At 34.3% G+C, this 17,751-nt stretch carries 13 protein-coding genes; 8 read left to right on the forward strand and 5 right to left on the reverse strand.

Features of this window, described 5'->3' with window-relative positions:
• Nucleotides 1-36: 36 nt before the first annotated feature.
• Both BLT80_RS03420 and BLT80_RS03425 read right to left on the reverse strand, forming a co-directional pair.
• Entirely contained in the window at nucleotides 37-960 is a 924-nt protein-coding gene (locus tag BLT80_RS03420) for an EamA family transporter (protein WP_092466175.1), read from the reverse strand.
• Nucleotides 961-1,050: 90 nt separating this feature from the next.
• Nucleotides 1,051-2,343, reverse strand: coding sequence for an aminopeptidase P family protein (locus BLT80_RS03425; RefSeq protein WP_092466176.1), 1,293 nt, complete (start codon nucleotides 2,341-2,343; stop codon nucleotides 1,051-1,053).
• Between the two features lie 301 nt (nucleotides 2,344-2,644).
• On the opposite strand from BLT80_RS03425, the gene BLT80_RS03430 reads away from it, so the two are divergent.
• The 5 genes from BLT80_RS03430 (at nucleotide 2,645) to BLT80_RS03450 (ending at nucleotide 10,933) form a co-directional block, all read left to right on the forward strand.
• Nucleotides 2,645-5,488, forward strand: a complete 2,844-nt coding sequence (locus BLT80_RS03430) for a VPS10 domain-containing protein (RefSeq protein WP_092466177.1) — start codon at nucleotides 2,645-2,647, stop codon at nucleotides 5,486-5,488.
• Between the two features lie 108 nt (nucleotides 5,489-5,596).
• Complete coding sequence (locus BLT80_RS03435; RefSeq protein ID WP_092466178.1) at nucleotides 5,597-6,268, forward strand: succinate dehydrogenase cytochrome b subunit; 672 nt, start codon at nucleotides 5,597-5,599, stop codon at nucleotides 6,266-6,268.
• Between the two features lie 14 nt (nucleotides 6,269-6,282).
• Nucleotides 6,283-8,295, forward strand: a complete 2,013-nt coding sequence (locus BLT80_RS03440; RefSeq protein ID WP_092466179.1) for a fumarate reductase/succinate dehydrogenase flavoprotein subunit — start codon at nucleotides 6,283-6,285, stop codon at nucleotides 8,293-8,295.
• 10 nt (nucleotides 8,296-8,305) lie between these two features.
• Nucleotides 8,306-9,052, forward strand: coding sequence for a succinate dehydrogenase/fumarate reductase iron-sulfur subunit (locus BLT80_RS03445; protein ID WP_092466180.1), 747 nt, complete (start codon nucleotides 8,306-8,308; stop codon nucleotides 9,050-9,052).
• 108 nt (nucleotides 9,053-9,160) lie between these two features.
• Nucleotides 9,161-10,933 carry a MutS-related protein gene (locus tag BLT80_RS03450; protein WP_092466181.1) on the forward strand — a complete coding sequence of 591 codons (1,773 nt, stop codon included), beginning with the start codon at nucleotides 9,161-9,163 and terminating at the stop codon, nucleotides 10,931-10,933.
• Nucleotides 10,934-11,085: 152 nt separating this feature from the next.
• On the opposite strand, the gene rpmA is transcribed toward BLT80_RS03450, so the two are convergent.
• The gene (gene rpmA, locus BLT80_RS03455) at nucleotides 11,086-11,346 is read right to left on the reverse strand and encodes a 50S ribosomal protein L27 (RefSeq protein WP_092466182.1); all 261 of its coding nucleotides are present in this window, start codon (nucleotides 11,344-11,346) and stop codon (nucleotides 11,086-11,088) included.
• Between the two features lie 42 nt (nucleotides 11,347-11,388).
• On the reverse strand, nucleotides 11,389-12,045 hold the full coding sequence (rplU, locus tag BLT80_RS03460; RefSeq protein WP_092466183.1) for a 50S ribosomal protein L21: 657 nt from the start codon (nucleotides 12,043-12,045) through the stop codon (nucleotides 11,389-11,391).
• A gap of 300 nt (nucleotides 12,046-12,345) precedes the next feature.
• Here rplU and BLT80_RS03465 point away from each other — a divergent pair, with 300 nt between their 5' ends.
• Both BLT80_RS03465 and BLT80_RS03470 read left to right on the forward strand, forming a co-directional pair.
• Complete coding sequence (locus tag BLT80_RS03465) at nucleotides 12,346-13,662, forward strand: M16 family metallopeptidase (protein ID WP_092466184.1); 1,317 nt, start codon at nucleotides 12,346-12,348, stop codon at nucleotides 13,660-13,662.
• 19 nt (nucleotides 13,663-13,681) lie between these two features.
• Nucleotides 13,682-15,760, forward strand: coding sequence for an insulinase family protein (locus BLT80_RS03470; RefSeq protein WP_092466871.1), 2,079 nt, complete (start codon nucleotides 13,682-13,684; stop codon nucleotides 15,758-15,760).
• A 58-nt stretch (nucleotides 15,761-15,818) separates the two neighbouring features.
• On the opposite strand, the gene BLT80_RS03475 is transcribed toward BLT80_RS03470, so the two are convergent.
• On the reverse strand, nucleotides 15,819-16,706 hold the full coding sequence (locus BLT80_RS03475; protein WP_092466185.1) for a DMT family transporter: 888 nt from the start codon (nucleotides 16,704-16,706) through the stop codon (nucleotides 15,819-15,821).
• A 98-nt stretch (nucleotides 16,707-16,804) separates the two neighbouring features.
• Between BLT80_RS03475 and BLT80_RS03480 the strand changes: the two genes are divergently transcribed.
• Nucleotides 16,805-17,320, forward strand: a complete 516-nt coding sequence (locus BLT80_RS03480; protein WP_092466186.1) for a cation transporter — start codon at nucleotides 16,805-16,807, stop codon at nucleotides 17,318-17,320.
• Nucleotides 17,321-17,751: the final 431 nt, after the last annotated feature.

Here is a 17,751-nt window from a genome sequence, read left to right on the forward strand (position 1 = left end):
TCATTATGTATTTAGTTCTAGTCTAGTTCTAGTCGCTTAAATTTCTTTTTTGAAGCGTTTAAAAAGCGTAATGGTCTTTTTGGTGTTAATAAAATACACTCCTGTAAGTAAAACAGCCGCGGCAATTATAGATTGTGCTGAAAAGGTTTCGTCTAAAAAATACCATCCTAAAATTAAGGCTACAATAGGGTTTACATACGTTGAGGTCGCTACTTTTTCTGGAGACACCTTGCTTAATAAGTAGTTAAACGCCGTAAAAGCAACAATGCTTCCGAAAATAATAAGCATTCCCATAGAGTTGATGATTTCGGTATTCCAGCTCGAAAAAGGGAGTCGTTCTTCGCCAACAATAAGGCTGCCGATTAATAATAGGGCACCTCCAAATAACATTTGGTAGCCTGTATTCACAAAAAAGTTTGAAGGTAAGTCGGCTTTTGAAACAAAAAGACTACAATAGGCCCAACTTAGCATGCATATAAAAATCATAATCATTCCGGTAACCATGCCTTCTTGTCCAATCATTTCACGTTGGCTGACTAATAAATAAATACCGATACAACCAATTACAACACCTAATACAGACATGGGTTGTATTTTTTTACCTTCTAAAATTCGCAATAGAATTAATACGACCAAGGGTTGCGCAGAAATTTCTAAAGCAGCAAAACCGCTATCAACAGACTTTAATGCCCAAACGACTAAACCATTTCCGATCGTTAAAAACAAAAAACCAGCAATTGCTGTGTTTCGTAATTGTCGCTTTGTAATTTTTAAAGGAATTTTTAAAAATTTGGCAATAGTAAAAATCAAAATACTTGCTGTAATAAATCGAATAGAAGCAGCGTATAATGGAGCTAATTGACTAACTAAAATTTTGTTCAACAGATATGTGGAGCCCCAAATGACGTAAATCGAAAAAAATGATAGTATTATATAAAGACGTTCTTTAGTCAATTTCATACCGTTTAATTTAGAAATTAGTAGTAATCAAAAAACTTGCAAGCTACATAATGAGCTTGCAAGTTTTTAGTATTTAAAGATATTTTAAAATTAAGAATTCATGATATCCTCAATCTCTTCAACTTCAATAGGAATATTGCGCATCAAATTAAACGGTTCTCCTGAATTCTGAATGACCACATCATCTTCTAAACGTATTCCAAAACCTTCATCAGGAATGTAAATTCCAGGTTCAACAGTAAAGACCATATTAGCCTTCATCGGCTCGGTTAAAATCCCATAATCATGCGTGTCTAATCCCATGTGGTGAGATGTACCATGCATAAAATACTTTTTGTAAGCAGGCCAGTCTTTATTTTCATTTTGTACATCTGCTTTGTCTAATAAGCCTAAGTCTAAAAGTTCTGACGTCATTAGTTTTCCAACTTCAACATGATATTGTTCCCATAATGTACCAGGAACGAGCATTTTTGTAGCTTCATTTTTAACGCGATTTACAGCATTATAAACGTCTTTTTGTCGGTCATTAAATTTTCCTGAAACCGGAATGGTACGCGTCATATCACTAGCATAATTAGCGTATTCTGCACCAGCATCAATCAATATTAAATCGCCAGCTTTACAAGGTTGGTTATTTTCAATATAATGTAAGACGTTGGCATTGTTTCCTGAGCCGATAATTGGAGTGTATGAAAATCCTTTAGAACGGTTATTAAGGAACTCGTGCATAAACTCGGCTTCCAAGTTGTATTCATAAATACCAGGCTTCGTAAACTTTAAAACGCGTCTAAATCCTTTTTCTGTAATATTGCAGGCTTGTTGAATTAAATCTAATTCTATTTGATCTTTTACAGAACGCAAACGCTGTAAAATAGGATTGCTTTTGGCAACACCATGTGCAGGATATTTGTTTAATAGCCATTTTGTAAAACGGTCTTCACGTGTTTCGGTTTCTACATTGGCTCTATAATGTTCGTTAGTGTTAATGTAAACCGTGTCGCATTGTGTCATTAATTCAAATAGCACCTTTTCCATGTCTTGTAACCAATACACAGTTTTGATTCCAGAAGTTTCAAATGCTTTTTCTTTAGTAAGTTTTTCGCCTTCCCAAACAGCAATGTGTTCATTCGTTTCTTTTAAGAAGAGAATCTCGCGATGCTTTTCCTTAGGACAATCTGGAAATAATACCAAAATACTTTCTTCTTGGTCCACTCCACTTAAATAAAATATATCTCTGTGTTGTGCAAAAGGAAGCGTGCTATCTGCACTTATAGGATAAATATCGTTAGAGTTAAAAACAGCTAAACTACTTGACTTCATTTGAGCCATAAAGTTTTTACGGTTTTTTATAAATAGTTGATTATCTATTAAATCGTATTTCATGAGAGTAAAATTTTAAATGTTATCACACTAAGTGCAGTCGAAATAAATTCTATGTATGCGTGTGAAATGTTGTGATTTCAGTTCAATATCAAAAGTAGTGAAACTAATACTGTAGGCAAAAGTCCAAAGCTATAATCTATTAAAAATTAAGACACTTTTATGAAGTTTCATTCTGAAAAGCGTAATTTTATGTGTTTATATTTATTGTTTTTCAATGATCATATGGTGCGTCCATATAATCATTCCCTCAGGTATCAAAATATAGTTATGAATATTTCATAGCGTTAACAAACCAACCACTATGTATAAGTTAAAATTCTTATCGTTTACTCTTTTTATAAGCTCGTTTTTTGCCTTCGCTCAGCAACAGGCAACTTCTGCAGAAATTACCGCTAAAGCTTTGGTGCAAAAACAAAAAATGGCAGAAACGTCATTGGTTAAAAATGTGCCGTTTAAAAATATAGGACCCACAGTTATGAGTGGTAGAGTGGTAGATGTGGATGTAAACCCGGATACTCCTTCAGAATTTTATGTAGGTTATGCTTCTGGTGGTGTTTGGCACACGGTAAATAACGGTACAACGTTTACGTCAATCTTTGATAATGCTGCAACACAGAATATAGGAGATATAGCAGTGGATTGGAAAAGCAGAACCATTTGGGTTGGCACAGGTGAAAATAATAGTTCACGCTCTAGTTATTCGGGCATTGGAGTGTTAAAATCTAATGATAACGGCAAAACTTGGGAGCATGTTGGTTTGTCGGATTCGCATCATATTGGACGTATTCTTATTAATCCTAACAATCCGGATGAGGTAATCGTTGGAGCTACAGGTCACTTGTATTCTTCCAATGAAGAACGCGGAATTTACAAAACAGTAGACGGTGGGAAAACATGGAAACAAACCTTATTTGTTGATGCTATGAGCGGCATTATTGATGTGCAACATGCGCCAGATAATTTTGAAGTGCTCTTTGCAACATCTTGGACTAGAGATCGAAAAGCCTGGAATTTTACAGGAAGCGGTAATAATTCTGCGATATTTAAAAGTATGAATGGAGGTGATACTTGGGAAAAGGTTTCAACTAAAAATAGTGGTTTTCCAATAGGTGATGGAGTTGGTAGGATTGGTATTGCCGTGTTTGATGAACATACAATTTATGCCTTGCACGATAGTCAATTCCATAGACCAGAAGAAGCTAAAAGTAGAGACGTTTCTGGATTAACAAAAGAGGATTTCAAAACCATGAGTGTTGATGCGTTTATGAAACTTGAAGACAAAAAATTGAATGAATACTTAAAGACGAATGGATTTCATGAAAAACATCGTGCCTCTAACATCAAACAATTGGTAAGTAGTGGTTCTGTAAAGCCTATAGATTTGGCACATTATTTAGAAGATGCTAATGCGATGTTGTTCGACACTCCAGTAGTTGGAGCAGAGGTTTATAAAAGTATAAATGGTGGTAAATCTTGGAAGAAAACGCATGACGACTACATTGACGGTTTGTATTACAGTTATGGCTATTATTTTGGAGAAATTAGAGTGGATACGCAAGATAAAAACGGAATTTACATTTTAGGAGTGCCATTATTAAAGTCGAAAGATGCCGGCAAGACATTTACGTCTATTAGTCGCGAAAATGTACATGCAGATCATCAGGCCTTATGGGTAAATCCTAAAATGAAAGGCCATTTAATTAATGGTAATGATGGTGGGTTAAATATGAGTTACGATGATGGTGAAAGTTGGACAAAGTTAAATTCTGTAGCTGTTGGTCAGTTTTATGCTATAAATGCGGATAATGAAACACCATATAATATTTATGGTGGACTTCAAGATAATGGTGTTTGGGTTGGTGCTAGTAATGCACGAGAAAATAAAGCTTGGCACCAAAGTGGTCAATATCCATGGGAAGAGTTAATGGGTGGAGATGGTATGCAAATTCAGATTGATAGTCGTGATGCAAATATTGTCTATACAGGTTATCAATTTGGAAATTATTTTAGAATTAATCGTGAAACGGGTGAACAAAAATACATTCAACCTAAACATACTCTAGGGGAAACTCCATACCGCTTTAACTGGCAAACCCCAATATTATTATCTTCTCACAACCAGGATATTTTGTATTTAGGTGGTAACAAATTGATGCGTTCTATGAATAAAGGAGATGATTTCGTAGCGATAAGTGGGGATTTAACTAATGGTGGAAAAAAAGGAAATGTGGCCTATGGAACATTATCTTCTATAAGTGAAAGTCCATTTCAATTTGGATTAATTTATACAGGAAGTGACGATGGAGTGGTAAGTATGACTAAAGATGCAGGTGGAAGCTGGTCAATAATTTCAAACACATTTCCAAACGATTTATGGGTAAGTCGCGTTATTGCGTCACAACACAAAAAAGAACGCATTTATGTGACCCTAAATGGGTATCGTTGGGACGATTTTAAAGTGTATGCTTACATGAGTGACGATTATGGTGAAACGTGGAAAGATATTGGAACAACGATTCCGGCGTCGCCAGTTAATGTGATCAAGGAGGATCCTTCAAACGAAAACCTATTGTATTTAGGAACGGATAATGGAGCTTATGTGTCTTTTGATATGGGAACTTCTTGGGACGTGTTTTCAAACGGCATTCCAAATGTGGCTATTCATGATATTGTGATTCAACCTGAAGCTAAAGACTTAATATTAGGTACACATGGACGTAGTATTTACAAGGCCAATATTGAAGCGCTACAAGTTATAAATACAAGCAGTACTGCTAATTCGATTACATTTATGGATGTAGAGTCTGTAAGATATTCGGGGCGTTGGGGAAGCTCTTGGAGTGCTTGGTCTAATGCTTTTGAACCAGAGGTGACTATTCAATTTTACAGTAATTCTTCAGGGAATAAAACCTTAAAAATACGATCTGAAAATGGTACTGAATTAAATAGTATTTCTTTGGATGTGACTAAGGGTTTTAACTACGTAAATTACAATTTAGAGCTAACAGATAAAGGAAAGAAAGCTTTAATGAAAGAAAATAAGGACATTCATTTTAAAGAAACAGGTAACAAAAAAGTCTATTTACCAAGAGGTAGTTATAAGATTCAGATTGATAATGTGAATACAACCCTTGAAATAAAGTAGATTAGGACCTACTTAAATTCATTCTAAATAAATTAATAATCAATCATCGCAGTTGGGAAAAAGTTAATTGCGCTGTATCTTTGTTGGACTAAATAAATTAGAACTACAATGAGCGGAATTCTAAATTCGTCGATTGGAAGAAAATTTGCCATGGCACTTTCGGCATTCTTCCTAATGATTTTTGTATTACAACATTTTGCAATCAACTTACTATCTGTATTAAGTCCGGATACTTTTAATGAAGTATCTCACTTTATGGGGACATTTTGGGTGATTCAATATGTCATTCAACCTATTTTAATAATTGGTGTTATTTTTCACTTTGTAATGGGGTTTGTATTGGAAATCAAAAACAACAAAGCAAATGGTGTTAAATACGCTAAAAATAATGGTGCTGCCAATTCTACTTGGATGAGTAGAAACATGATTTGGAGTGGAGGTTTTATCCTAGCATTCTTAGTTATTCACTTTATTGATTTTTGGATTCCGGAAATTAATACAAAGTATATTGTTGGCGATATGTCTGGAATGCACAATGGTGAATTTAGATACTTCCATGAATTACAAGAAAAATTTGTTCCTATTTGGCGCGTTGCACTTTACTGTGTTGGTTTTGTGTTTTTAGCACTTCACCTATTACACGGTTTTGATTCTGCATTTCAATCGGTTGGAGCAAATAATAAATACACAAAGGGATTAAAAGGATTCGGAAAAGCGTACGCAATTATTATTCCAGTAGGATTCATTTTTATTGCATTGTTTCATCACTTTAATCACTAAAAAACATATCTAATATGGCTTTAGATTCAAAAGTACCAAAGGGTCCAATTAAAGATAAATGGACAGATTATAAAAATCACATCGATTTAGTAAATCCTGCCAACAAACGTCATATTGATGTTATTGTAGTTGGAACAGGACTTGCAGGTGGTTCTGCTGCTGCAACTTTAGCAGAGTTAGGCTATAATGTAAAAGCATTTGCTTACCAAGATTCACCACGTAGAGCACACTCCATTGCTGCTCAAGGTGGTATTAATGCAGCAAAAAATTACCAAGGTGATGGTGATTCTACATATAGATTATTTTACGATACCGTAAAAGGTGGTGATTATCGCTCTCGTGAGGCTAATGTTTATCGTTTAGCTGAGGTATCTGCTAATATCATTGACCAATGTGTGGCTCAAGGTGTTCCTTTTGCACGTGATTATGGTGGATTATTAGACAATCGTTCATTTGGTGGTGTTTTAGTTTCTAGAACATTTTACGCTAAAGGACAAACAGGTCAGCAATTGTTATTAGGAGCCTATTCAGCAATGAATAGACAAATTGCTCGCGGTAAGATAGAAATGTTTAACCGTCACGAAATGCTAGACGTTGTTATTGTCGACGGAAAAGCACGTGGGATTATTGCTCGTAATTTAATTACAGGAGAAATAGAAAGACATTCAGCGCATGCTGTTGTTGTTGGTTCTGGTGGATACGGAAATGTTTATTTCTTATCAACAAACGCTATGGGCTCTAACGCAACTGCAGCTTGGAAAATTCATAAAAAAGGAGCGTATTTCGCAAATCCTTGTTATACACAAATTCACCCAACATGTATACCACGTTCTGGAGATTACCAATCGAAATTGACTTTAATGTCAGAGTCATTACGTAATGATGGTCGTATTTGGGTTCCTAAAAACATGGAAGATGTAATGGCAATTAGAGAAGGTCGTAAAAAGCCAACTGAATTGTCAGAAGATGAACGCGATTATTACTTAGAAAGACGTTATCCGGCATTTGGTAACTTAGTACCTCGTGATGTTGCATCGAGAGCAGCAAAAGAACGTTGTGATGCTGGTTATGGCGTTAATGCAACTGGTGAAGCGGTTTATTTAGATTTTGCTTCGGCTTTTGAGCGCTACGGGAAAGAACAAGCTAAGATTCATAACATAGAAAATCCTAGTCCGGCAAAAATCAAAGAACTTGGTCAGGCTATTGTAGAAGCTAAATACGGAAACTTATTCCAAATGTATGAGAAGATCATTGATCAGAATCCATACGAAACACCAATGATGATTTATCCAGCGGTACATTATACCATGGGAGGTGTTTGGGTAGATTATAACTTAATGACAACTATTCCTGGTTGTTACTGTATTGGGGAAGCTAATTTCTCTGATCACGGTGCTAACAGACTTGGGGCTTCTGCCTTAATGCAAGGTTTAGCTGATGGTTATTTTGTATTGCCATATACAATAGGTGATTATTTATCTGCTGATATTCGTACCGGAAAAATTCCAACGGATTCTAAAGAATTTGATGAGGCTGAAAAAGAGGTGACAGAGAGAATAGATTTCTTTATGAACAATAAGGGTACAAAATCTGTAGATTATTTCCATAAGAAATTAGGGAAAATAATGTGGGATAAGGTCGGGATGTCTAGAAACGCAGAAGGATTAACAGAGGCGATGGCAGAAATTAAAGCCATTAGAGCAGAATTTTGGAAAGACATTTATATACCAGGAACGGCAAATGAAATGAATCCAGAGCTAGAAAAAGCAGGGCGTGTTGCCGATTTCTTAGAATTAGGAGAGTTGTTTGCTAAAGATGCTTTAATGAGAGAAGAATCTTGTGGTGGACACTTTAGAGAAGAATCTGCAGAATTAGATGGCCCTCAAAAAGGTGAAGCGAAGCGTAATGATGAAGATTTTGCCTTTGTGGCTGCTTGGGAATATAAAGGAGAGCCTGGAGATGCTGTTTTACATAAAGAAGAATTAGAATTTAAAGATATTGAACTAAAACAACGTTCATACAAATAAGAAAGACGATATGAATTTAACACTTAAAATTTGGAGACAAAAAGACTCAAAAGCTAAGGGTCAAATGGTCGATTACAAAGTTACTGATATTTCAGAGCACATGTCTTTCTTAGAAATGATGGATGTTTTGAACGAACAATTAGTAAACTCTGGTGAAGAGCCTGTTGCATTTGATCATGATTGTCGTGAAGGAATTTGCGGTATGTGCTCTATGTACATTAATGGTGAAGCACATGGACCAGATAGAGGGGTAACCACATGCCAGTTACACATGCGAATGTTTAATGATGGTGATACAATTACTATTGAGCCATTTAGAGCAGCAGCTTTTCCAGTAATTAAAGATTTAGTAGTAGATAGAATGGCTTTTGAGCGTATTCAACAAGCAGGTGGTTATATTTCTGTAAACACGTCTGGTAACACGCAAGATGCCAACAGTATTCCTATTTCTAAACATGCAGCAGATGAAGCTATGGATGCAGCAACTTGTATTGGTTGTGGTGCTTGTGTAGCAAGTTGTAAAAATTCTTCGGCCATGCTATTTGTTGGTGCAAAAGTATCGCAATATGCGTTATTACCACAAGGACAAGTAGAAGCGGCAGACCGTGTTCAAAATATGGTAGCACAAATGGACTTAGAAGGTTTTGGTAACTGTACAAATACAGGAGCTTGTGAAGTAGAATGTCCTAAAGGAATTTCTCTAGAAAATATTGCACGTATGAATCGTGAGTATTTATCAGCGACGCTAAAAGGTTAAACCGATTACAGCCTTCCTAAAGGAAGACGTTAAATGATATATAAATCCCAAGCCTAATTATGACTTGGGATTTTTACTTTTCTTATATTTCCCATTTAATATAGCATCATGCAAAATCCAAATACTTTTTACTCTGAACAATTAGATGATAATCAAACGGCCTCTAAACGTATATTTAAACAACTAAGCTTGTTGAGTATTATACGTCTTGCTGTTTTTGTGCTTACAGGAATAGGAATCTATTTAACCTATAAAAACTGGCAAGTTGCTTTAGGTATTGGAGTGGTTGGAATGGCAAGTTTTCTTTTTTTATTGTCTCGTTATACAGATTTAAAATCGAAAAGAAATTTGCACAAACGACTAATTACTATCAATGAAGACGAATTAAATATTGCAAAAGGAGATTTTCATGATAGATTAGATGGGTCAGAATTTCAAAACCCTAAGCATTTTTTTAGTTTGGATATTGATTTATTCGGGAAAGGGTCGTTCTTTCAGTTTATAAATAGAACAGCCATAAGGGAAGGTACTCAAAAGTTAACCGAAAACTTGCTGTCCAACGATATTACTCATATTGAAGATCGCCAGCAAGCCATAAAGGAAATAGCGGCATTACCAAAATGGAGACAAAATTATTCGGCAGTTGCACAAGGTGTGGAAATAGAACATTCAGCAGCTTCCATTATTAAATGGTTAAGAGATTATAAACCATTTTTAGGAAAAACGCAGTATGCACTAACTATCGGTTTTAGTATTGTGTCGTTGGTGATCTTAGGATTGGGAATTATGGAAATTATTCCAATTACTACTATTGGCTATTGGTTATTAGTGGGACTTGGAATTACTGGAGTATATTGGAAAAAAATAGATACCCTTGCACTACATACAGGACGAGCAAAAGATACGTTTAGGCAATATGCGTTGCTTTTAGAGGCTATTGAAACAACAGAGTTTAAATCTGAATTATTAAAGTCGAAACAAAAACTAATTCAGTCCGAAGACCAGAAGGCATCTGAAATATTTTCAAAGTTCTCAAAAACTCTAGATGCTCTGGATAACAGAAATAATCTCATTTCATTGGTTTTGGGTAACGGTTATCTACTGTTAGATATAAGAAATAGTTATAATGTAGAAAAGTGGATTACCCAATATGCCGATAAAGTGGACGACTGGTTTGAAGTCGTTACCTTTTTTGATGCGTTTAATAGTTTTGGAAATTATGCCTTTAACCATCAGAATTTTACCTATCCGACTTTAACCGATGAACCTGTTACGATTTTAGCCGAAGGCCTAGGTCATCCATTATTAAATCCTGAAAAACGAGTTGATAGCGATTTAGTATTGAAAAAAGAGCAATTCTTTATAGTTACAGGAGCTAACATGGCCGGAAAAAGCACGTTTTTAAGAACTGTAGCGCTTCATATTGTAATGGCTAATGTTGGATTACCTATTTGTGCTAAACAAAGTAAATATAAGCCTATTAAGTTAATTACTAGTATGCGAACTACGGATTCCTTAACAGATGATAGTTCATACTTCTTTAGTGAGCTTACGAGATTAAAATTTGTGGTGGATACGATAGAAAATGATAAAAATTACTTCGTCATTTTAGATGAAATTCTAAAAGGAACCAACAGTACAGATAAAGCGATTGGCTCTCGAAAATTTGTTGAGAAACTTGTAAAACAACATGCCACAGGAATCATTGCAACACACGATTTAAGTCTTACTGAAATTGAAACCGAGTTAGAAGCTGTAAAAAACTATTACTTCGATGCCGAGATCATAAACGATGAACTCTTTTTCGATTATAAATTGAAACAAGGTGTTTGTCAAAATATGAATGCGAGTTTCCTCCTAAAAAAGATGGAGATTATATAATAGGATGTCATTCTGAGCGAAGTGAAGCATCTTTATTCGATATATAATAGTATGTAACTATGAGATTCTTCGCATGGCTCAGAATGACAAAAAATAAAAAACCCTCTCTATAAATAGAAAGGGTTTTAATAATTTGATAAGAAATTTATTTCTTAAGCTTCAAAAGCTTCGATAGAAACATAAGACTTATTGTCTTTTTTCTTAGTAAATTTTACTAGGCCGTCAACTCTAGCATGTAAAGTATGATCTTTTCCTTGGTAAACGTTTTCACCTGGATGGTGTGTGTTTCCACGTTGTCTTATGATAATGTTACCAGCAATAGCAGCTTGTCCACCAAATATCTTAACGCCTAAACGTTTTGATTCTGATTCTCTACCATTCTTCGAACTACCAACTCCTTTTTTATGAGCCATGATCTTAAGGTTTTATTTTGTTAATATTAATGCAATTGAAAATTACTTTTCAATTCCACCGTCTAATCTGTCTTGTAATTCTTTTAACTCGTCCCACTTACCATCTGCAGCTAATTTAGCTTGCTTTGGCCAAGTATCAGTAACGATGTGTGCTAATCTTGAGCTAGCTTCACTAAGCACAGTGCTTAATTCTTCTGGCTTCGCATTTGCCACTTTTTCAAAAGTTTCAAAACCAGCAGCAACTAATGCTTCTGCAGCTTTTGGTCCAGCACCTTCGATTTTCTTTAAATCGTCAGCTTTTCCAGTTGCTTTTTTAGGAGCAGCTTTTGCTTCTACTTTTGGTTCAGCTTTTTTAACTTCTTTCTTTGGAGCAGCTTTTTTAGCTCCAGAAGCAGTAATACCTTCAATTACGATTTCAGTTAAAGATTGTCTGTGCCCGTTTTTTACACGGTAACCTTTACGTCTTTTCTTTTTGAAGACGATTACTTTGTCACCCTTAAGGTGTCTTAAGACTTTTGCACCTACTAGTGCTCCGTCTATAGCTGGGGCGCCTAGAGTAATATTGCTACCATCACCAATTAAAAGAACGTTGTCGAAATCTACTTTCTCACCTTCTTCTGTTGCTAAACGGTTCACAAAAACTCTTTGGTCTTTTTCAACTTTAAATTGATGCCCTGCTATCTCTACAATTGCGTACATAGCGTAACGTTTTTATTAATTTGTTTGTTAATTAAAATGCTTTCTTCTCAGAAAGCGGATGCAAATATACGTCTAAATTATTAATAGGCAAGTGTTTTAAGGGTTTTAGACCTGTTTTGTTTTAAATAATTGATAGTTTAGGGAAGTTCGTTAAAATTGATAGCCAGATATAGGGGAATTTTCACACTTTATTATGTTAAAAGGAGAAATCATTGTTTATTTTTGTTGGGCTAGTTTGTAACAAAATACATTTAGTGAAGACAAACACGTAAACAATTTAAATTTAAAACACATTTAATAATGAAAAAAGGCTTATTTACTCTAGCTCTTTTGTTGTCGGTTGGATATATGTCAACAGCACAACAAGTAGAATTCGAAGAGTTTGATTTAGACAATGGATTACATGTAATTTTACATCAAGATAACACGGCACCAGTTGTTTCTACATCGGTAATGTATAACGTTGGTGGAAAAGATGGAGATAGAGAACGAACAGGATTTGCGCACTTTTTTGAACATTTATTGTTTGAAGGGTCAGAGAACATTGGTCGTGGAGAATTCATGAAAATTATACCTGCAAACGGAGGTACATTTAATGCCAATACATCTCAAGATAGAACTTATTACTTTGAAGTTTTTCCTTCTAATAAATTAGAATTGGCTTTATGGTTAGAGTCTGAGCGTATGTTACACCCTGTAATTGATCAAGTTGGTGTAGATACTCAAAACGAAGTCGTTAAAGAAGAAAAACGTCAACGTTCTGGTTCACCTTACGGAGGTTTATTTGAAGCTTTAGGTTCAAACCTTTTTAAAGTTCACCCTTATAAAGATCCAAATATTGGGTACATGGAGCATTTAGATGCTGCAACGTTAGAAGAGTTTAATGCTTATTTTGATAAATATTATGGTCCAAATAATGCAGTTTTAGTTATTGCTGGAGATATTGATATGGCTAAAACTAAAAAATTGGTTGCTGCTTATTTCAGTGAAGTAAAGCCTAGACCAGAAGTGGTAAGGAACTTTCCGAAAGAAGAACCTATTACAGAAACTATAAAAGCTCAAGCTTTTGACGAAAACATTCAAATTCCTGCAATTCTAGCTACCTACAGAACTCCAGGTTTTGCGAGTAGAGATGCTTATGTTTTAGATATGATTTCATCATACTTAAGTGGAGGTAAAAGTTCGGTGTTGTATAAGAAAATAGTTGATGAGCAAAAACAAGCATTGCAATTACAAGCTGTAAATATTCCACAGATGGATTATAATATATTTACAATTTTCGCTATCCCTTCTGGTGAAACTTCTTTAGATACTATTTTAGAAGAAATTGACGAAGAGATTGTTAAAATGCAAGGTGAATTAATTGCAGAACGCGATTATCAAAAATTAATTAATCAATTTGAGAATCAATTTGTAAACGCTAATGCTAGTATTGTTGGTATCGCAGAATCTTTAGCAACAAATTATTTGTTAAAAGGAGATGTAAATTTAATCAATAAAGAAATTGAGATTTACAGATCAATTACAAGAGAAGAAATTCAAGCTGTAGCTAAAAAATATTTAAGTAAAAATCAGCGTGTTGAAATAGAATATTTACCAAAAAAAGATGATCAATAAGATGAAAACGACTTATATAATGAAAACAAAATTAACTGCATTTGCCTTATTGTTTTTTATAACATTAGGTGTTAATGCTCAAATAGATAGATCAAAACAACCAAAAGCTGGTCCTGAGCCAGAAATTAGTTTAAAAACTCCAAGTGAATTTGAATTAAAGAATGGTTTAAAAGTATTGGTTGTTGAAAATCATAAATTACCAAGAGTTTCTTACTCTTTACGTTTAGATAATAACCCTATTGCTTCTGGTGATAAAGCTGGTTTAGAAAGTTTACTCGGTAGTATGTTAGGAAATGGAACAACTTCTATTTCTAAAGATGACTTTAATGAAGAGATAGACTTTTTAGGAGCACGTTTAAGCTTTGGATTTAGTGGTGGTTATGCAAGTTCTTTATCTAAATATTCTGATCGTATTTTAGAGTTAATGGCAGATGCAGCTATTAATCCTTTATTAACTGAAGAAGAGTTTGAAAAAGAAAAAACGAAGCTTATTGAAAACCTAAAACAAGGCGAAAAAAGTATCGATGCTATTAGTGGTCGTGTAGGTGATGCTTTAGCATACGGAACTAAACATCCTTATGGTGAGTTTACTACTGAAGAGACCATTAATAATGTTTCTTTTGGTGATGCATTAGCTTTTTACGAAAAATACTTTAATCCGAATAATGCATATTTAGTAGTTATTGGTGATGTTGAATTTAAAGCTGTTAAGAAGCAAATAGAAAAACGTTTTTCTAAATGGGAAAAGTCTGTAGATGTATCTGCAACACTTCCTAATGTAAATCCTAATGCACAATACACGCAAATTAATTTTGTGGATTTACCAAGTGCATCACAATCTAGCATTACTATTATGAATAATGTTGATTTAAAGATGAATGATGAAGACTATCATGCAGCTTTAATCACAAACAATATTTTAGGTGGTGGTGGCGAAGGTTATTTATTTAAAAACCTTCGTGAAGAACATGGATATACTTATGGTGCATACTCTAGCTTAAGAGCTAATAGATATGGAGCTGGTCGTTTTACGGCAACTGCTAAAGTAAGAGCTATGGTTACAGATAGTGCTGTAGTCGAAGCTTTAAAAGAAATTAACCGTATTAAGACAGAACCTGTAGATGCTCAATTACTAGCAGATGCAAAAGCAAAGTATGTTGGTAATTTTATAATGGGATTAGAAAGTCCTCAAACGGTTGCAAATTATGCACTGAACATAAAATTGAACGATTTACCGAAAGATTTCTATGCTACATATTTACAGAAAATAAATGATGTGTCTACTGAAGATATTATGAGAGTTGCTAATAAGTATTTTAAACCTGAAAATGCGAGAATACTTGTTGTAGGTAAAGGAAGTGATGTTATAGAAAATCTTGAAAAAACAGGAATTCCTATTAAGTATTACGACGCTTATGCTAACCCTGTTGAGAAGCCAGTATTCACTAAGCCATTACCAGCAGGTTTAACCGCTGATGCAGTTATCAATAATTATGTTACCGCAATTGGTGGTAAAGATAATTTAAGTAAGATTAACACGCTTTTAGTGAATTCTGATGTTACTATCCAAGGAGCTCCATTTAAGCCGAAAGCGACTGTTAAGCAAATGGCACCAAACAAATCTTACATGGAAATTGTAGTTGAAGGAATGGGTGCTGTAATGCAGCAAAGTTTTAATGGTGAGAGTGGCTACATGGTTCAACAAGGTCAAAAAACTGTAATGGACGATAAAATGCTATCTGCTAAGAAAGCTGAAAAAGGATTGTTTCCAGAATTACATATGGAACCATCTAGTTTAGCTTTAGAAAGCATTATGACGATTGATGGTTCTGACGTTTATAAAGTGAAAGTAACAAATGGAGATGTGATATCTTACAGATATTACGATACTGAAACTGGATACTTATTAAGAACGGAAGAGACTGCTGAAATGGGAGGACAAACATTGACTACCATTACTGATTTTTCTAACTATAAGGAAGTTGGTAGTGTAATGTTACCAAATACAATGAAAATTGCTACAGGTCCTCAAGTTTTATCTTTTGAAACTACAGAAGTTAAAATTAATGAAGGTGTATCAGATGCTGATTTTAATTAATCACATTTAACATATTAATATCAAAACCGAAGTGAAAGCTTCGGTTTTTTTATACGTATTAGTTTAGTTTAGAATTCGATTTATGGGATAAATAAACTCCAATTAGAATGAGTATTGCAGCTAAACCTTGAATAAGACTAAAATGTTCACCGTCTAAAACTCCCCAGATTAATGCTATAATAGGCATCATATAAGTTACAGACGATGCAAAAACGGGAGTGGACATTTGTACCAGTTTAAAATACAACACTTTTGCAATGGCTGTTCCAAAGACTGATAAAATTGTAACATATAACAATGCACTTAAGAGATTTGGATTATTAAACGTCTGTCGGGTAAAAAAATCACTAAATAATAAAACGATAAGAGCAGGAATAATTATTAAGGCATAGTTTCCGGCGGCAATAGCTAATGGCTTTACATCTTGTAGATATCGTTTTATAATATTAACATTAGCGGCGTACATTACTGTAGATGCTATTACAAAAGCTGCATATAAATAATTTTGATTAGGGTTTAATTCCGAACCTTTTAAAATTAATATTGCCGTACCAATGAAACCGACAGCCACTCCAAAAATTTGTCGCTTCGTAGAGGTTATTCTAAATATGGCAAAGCCCAATAAAATAGTGTTTAAAGGAACCAAAGAATTTAATATGGATGTCACAGCACTATCAATTTCTGTTTCTGCGATGGCAAAAAAGAAGGATGGAATAAAGGAGCCTAAAAGACCAGAAAGTAGAAGCCATTTCCATTTGGATTTCGGAATTGCTTTTAACGTATTGAAACCAAATCCTAAAAGCAGTATTCCTGTTATAATCGTTCTAAGTGCTCCAAGCTGAAAAGCTGTAAGCCCTAAAAGCGATTTTTTAATTAAAATAAATGAGCTTCCCCATATAATGGAAAGAATTAAAAGGTAAATCCATTTAAGATTAAGATTTTTCATACAAAGACTATAATAAGGAATCACAAAATTCGTTAATTATCTCGCATGGAAGGTCAATATTTATTAGATTTAACCAAAATTAATAATACGTTAGACTAATGAAGACATTAAATACATTAAGCTTAGTAATAGTTATGGCTTTATTTTTTACATCTTGTAAAAATGAATCACAGCCAGAAGTTAAAACTGTAGATGTAGAAGCTACCAAAAACGATGTTGCAACAACATTAGATCCAAATGCAACTTATGCTAAGGTGGAGTTTGGTATTGATGGTATGACTTGTGCTATGGGTTGTGCTAAAACAATTGAAAAGAAAATGGCTAAAATGGAAGGTGTAAAATCAGCAAAAGTTGATTTTGATACGCGTTTAGCTATGGTAGAATATGATGAGGCAAAAGTAACGCCAAAATCGTTAGAAGAAGCTGTTGGTAAAGTGTCAGATACATATAAGGTTAAAGACATGCATGCGGTCGATGATTTTGGATCTGATAAAAAAATGTGTGATGCAGATTGTAAAAAAGCATGTTGCGCAAACAAAACAGAGGCTGAAAAAGTAGCTTGTAAAGCAGATTGTAAAAAAGAATGTTGTAATAAAGAAGAGAAGGCTGAGTAAATTCAGTTAACATCAAATATAATTTAAAACGCTATCCGAAAGGGTGGCGTTTTTTTATTGAACTTGAAGTAGAATTAAGGCTACTGCAAAGCATCCTATAGGCAAAAGCCATAGTAAGTATATAGATGTGTCATTTCTTTTAAATTTTGCGTTAAGGATGTTCCTTTTCTTTCCATTATAACGCATCCAATTTTTGAAGATAATAAAAAGCACTATTAGTCCATATATTACCCAAAACTTAGTGCTAGATATTAAAGACATCTTCATTTGGCTTGCAAATGCTTTGAGAAAAGCAGCTAATACAAGTATCACCGACAACTCTAAAAACGTAATATAAAACAAGGCTATATTTAGACTTCGTTTACCTAGCTTTTTTTTGTAATGGTTGAAAATTGAAATATAATAATTGTCAAAAAATGAAGCCATATCAA

Source organism: Winogradskyella thalassocola, from assembly GCF_900099995.1.
GTDB classification, from domain to species: domain Bacteria; phylum Bacteroidota; class Bacteroidia; order Flavobacteriales; family Flavobacteriaceae; genus Winogradskyella; species Winogradskyella thalassocola.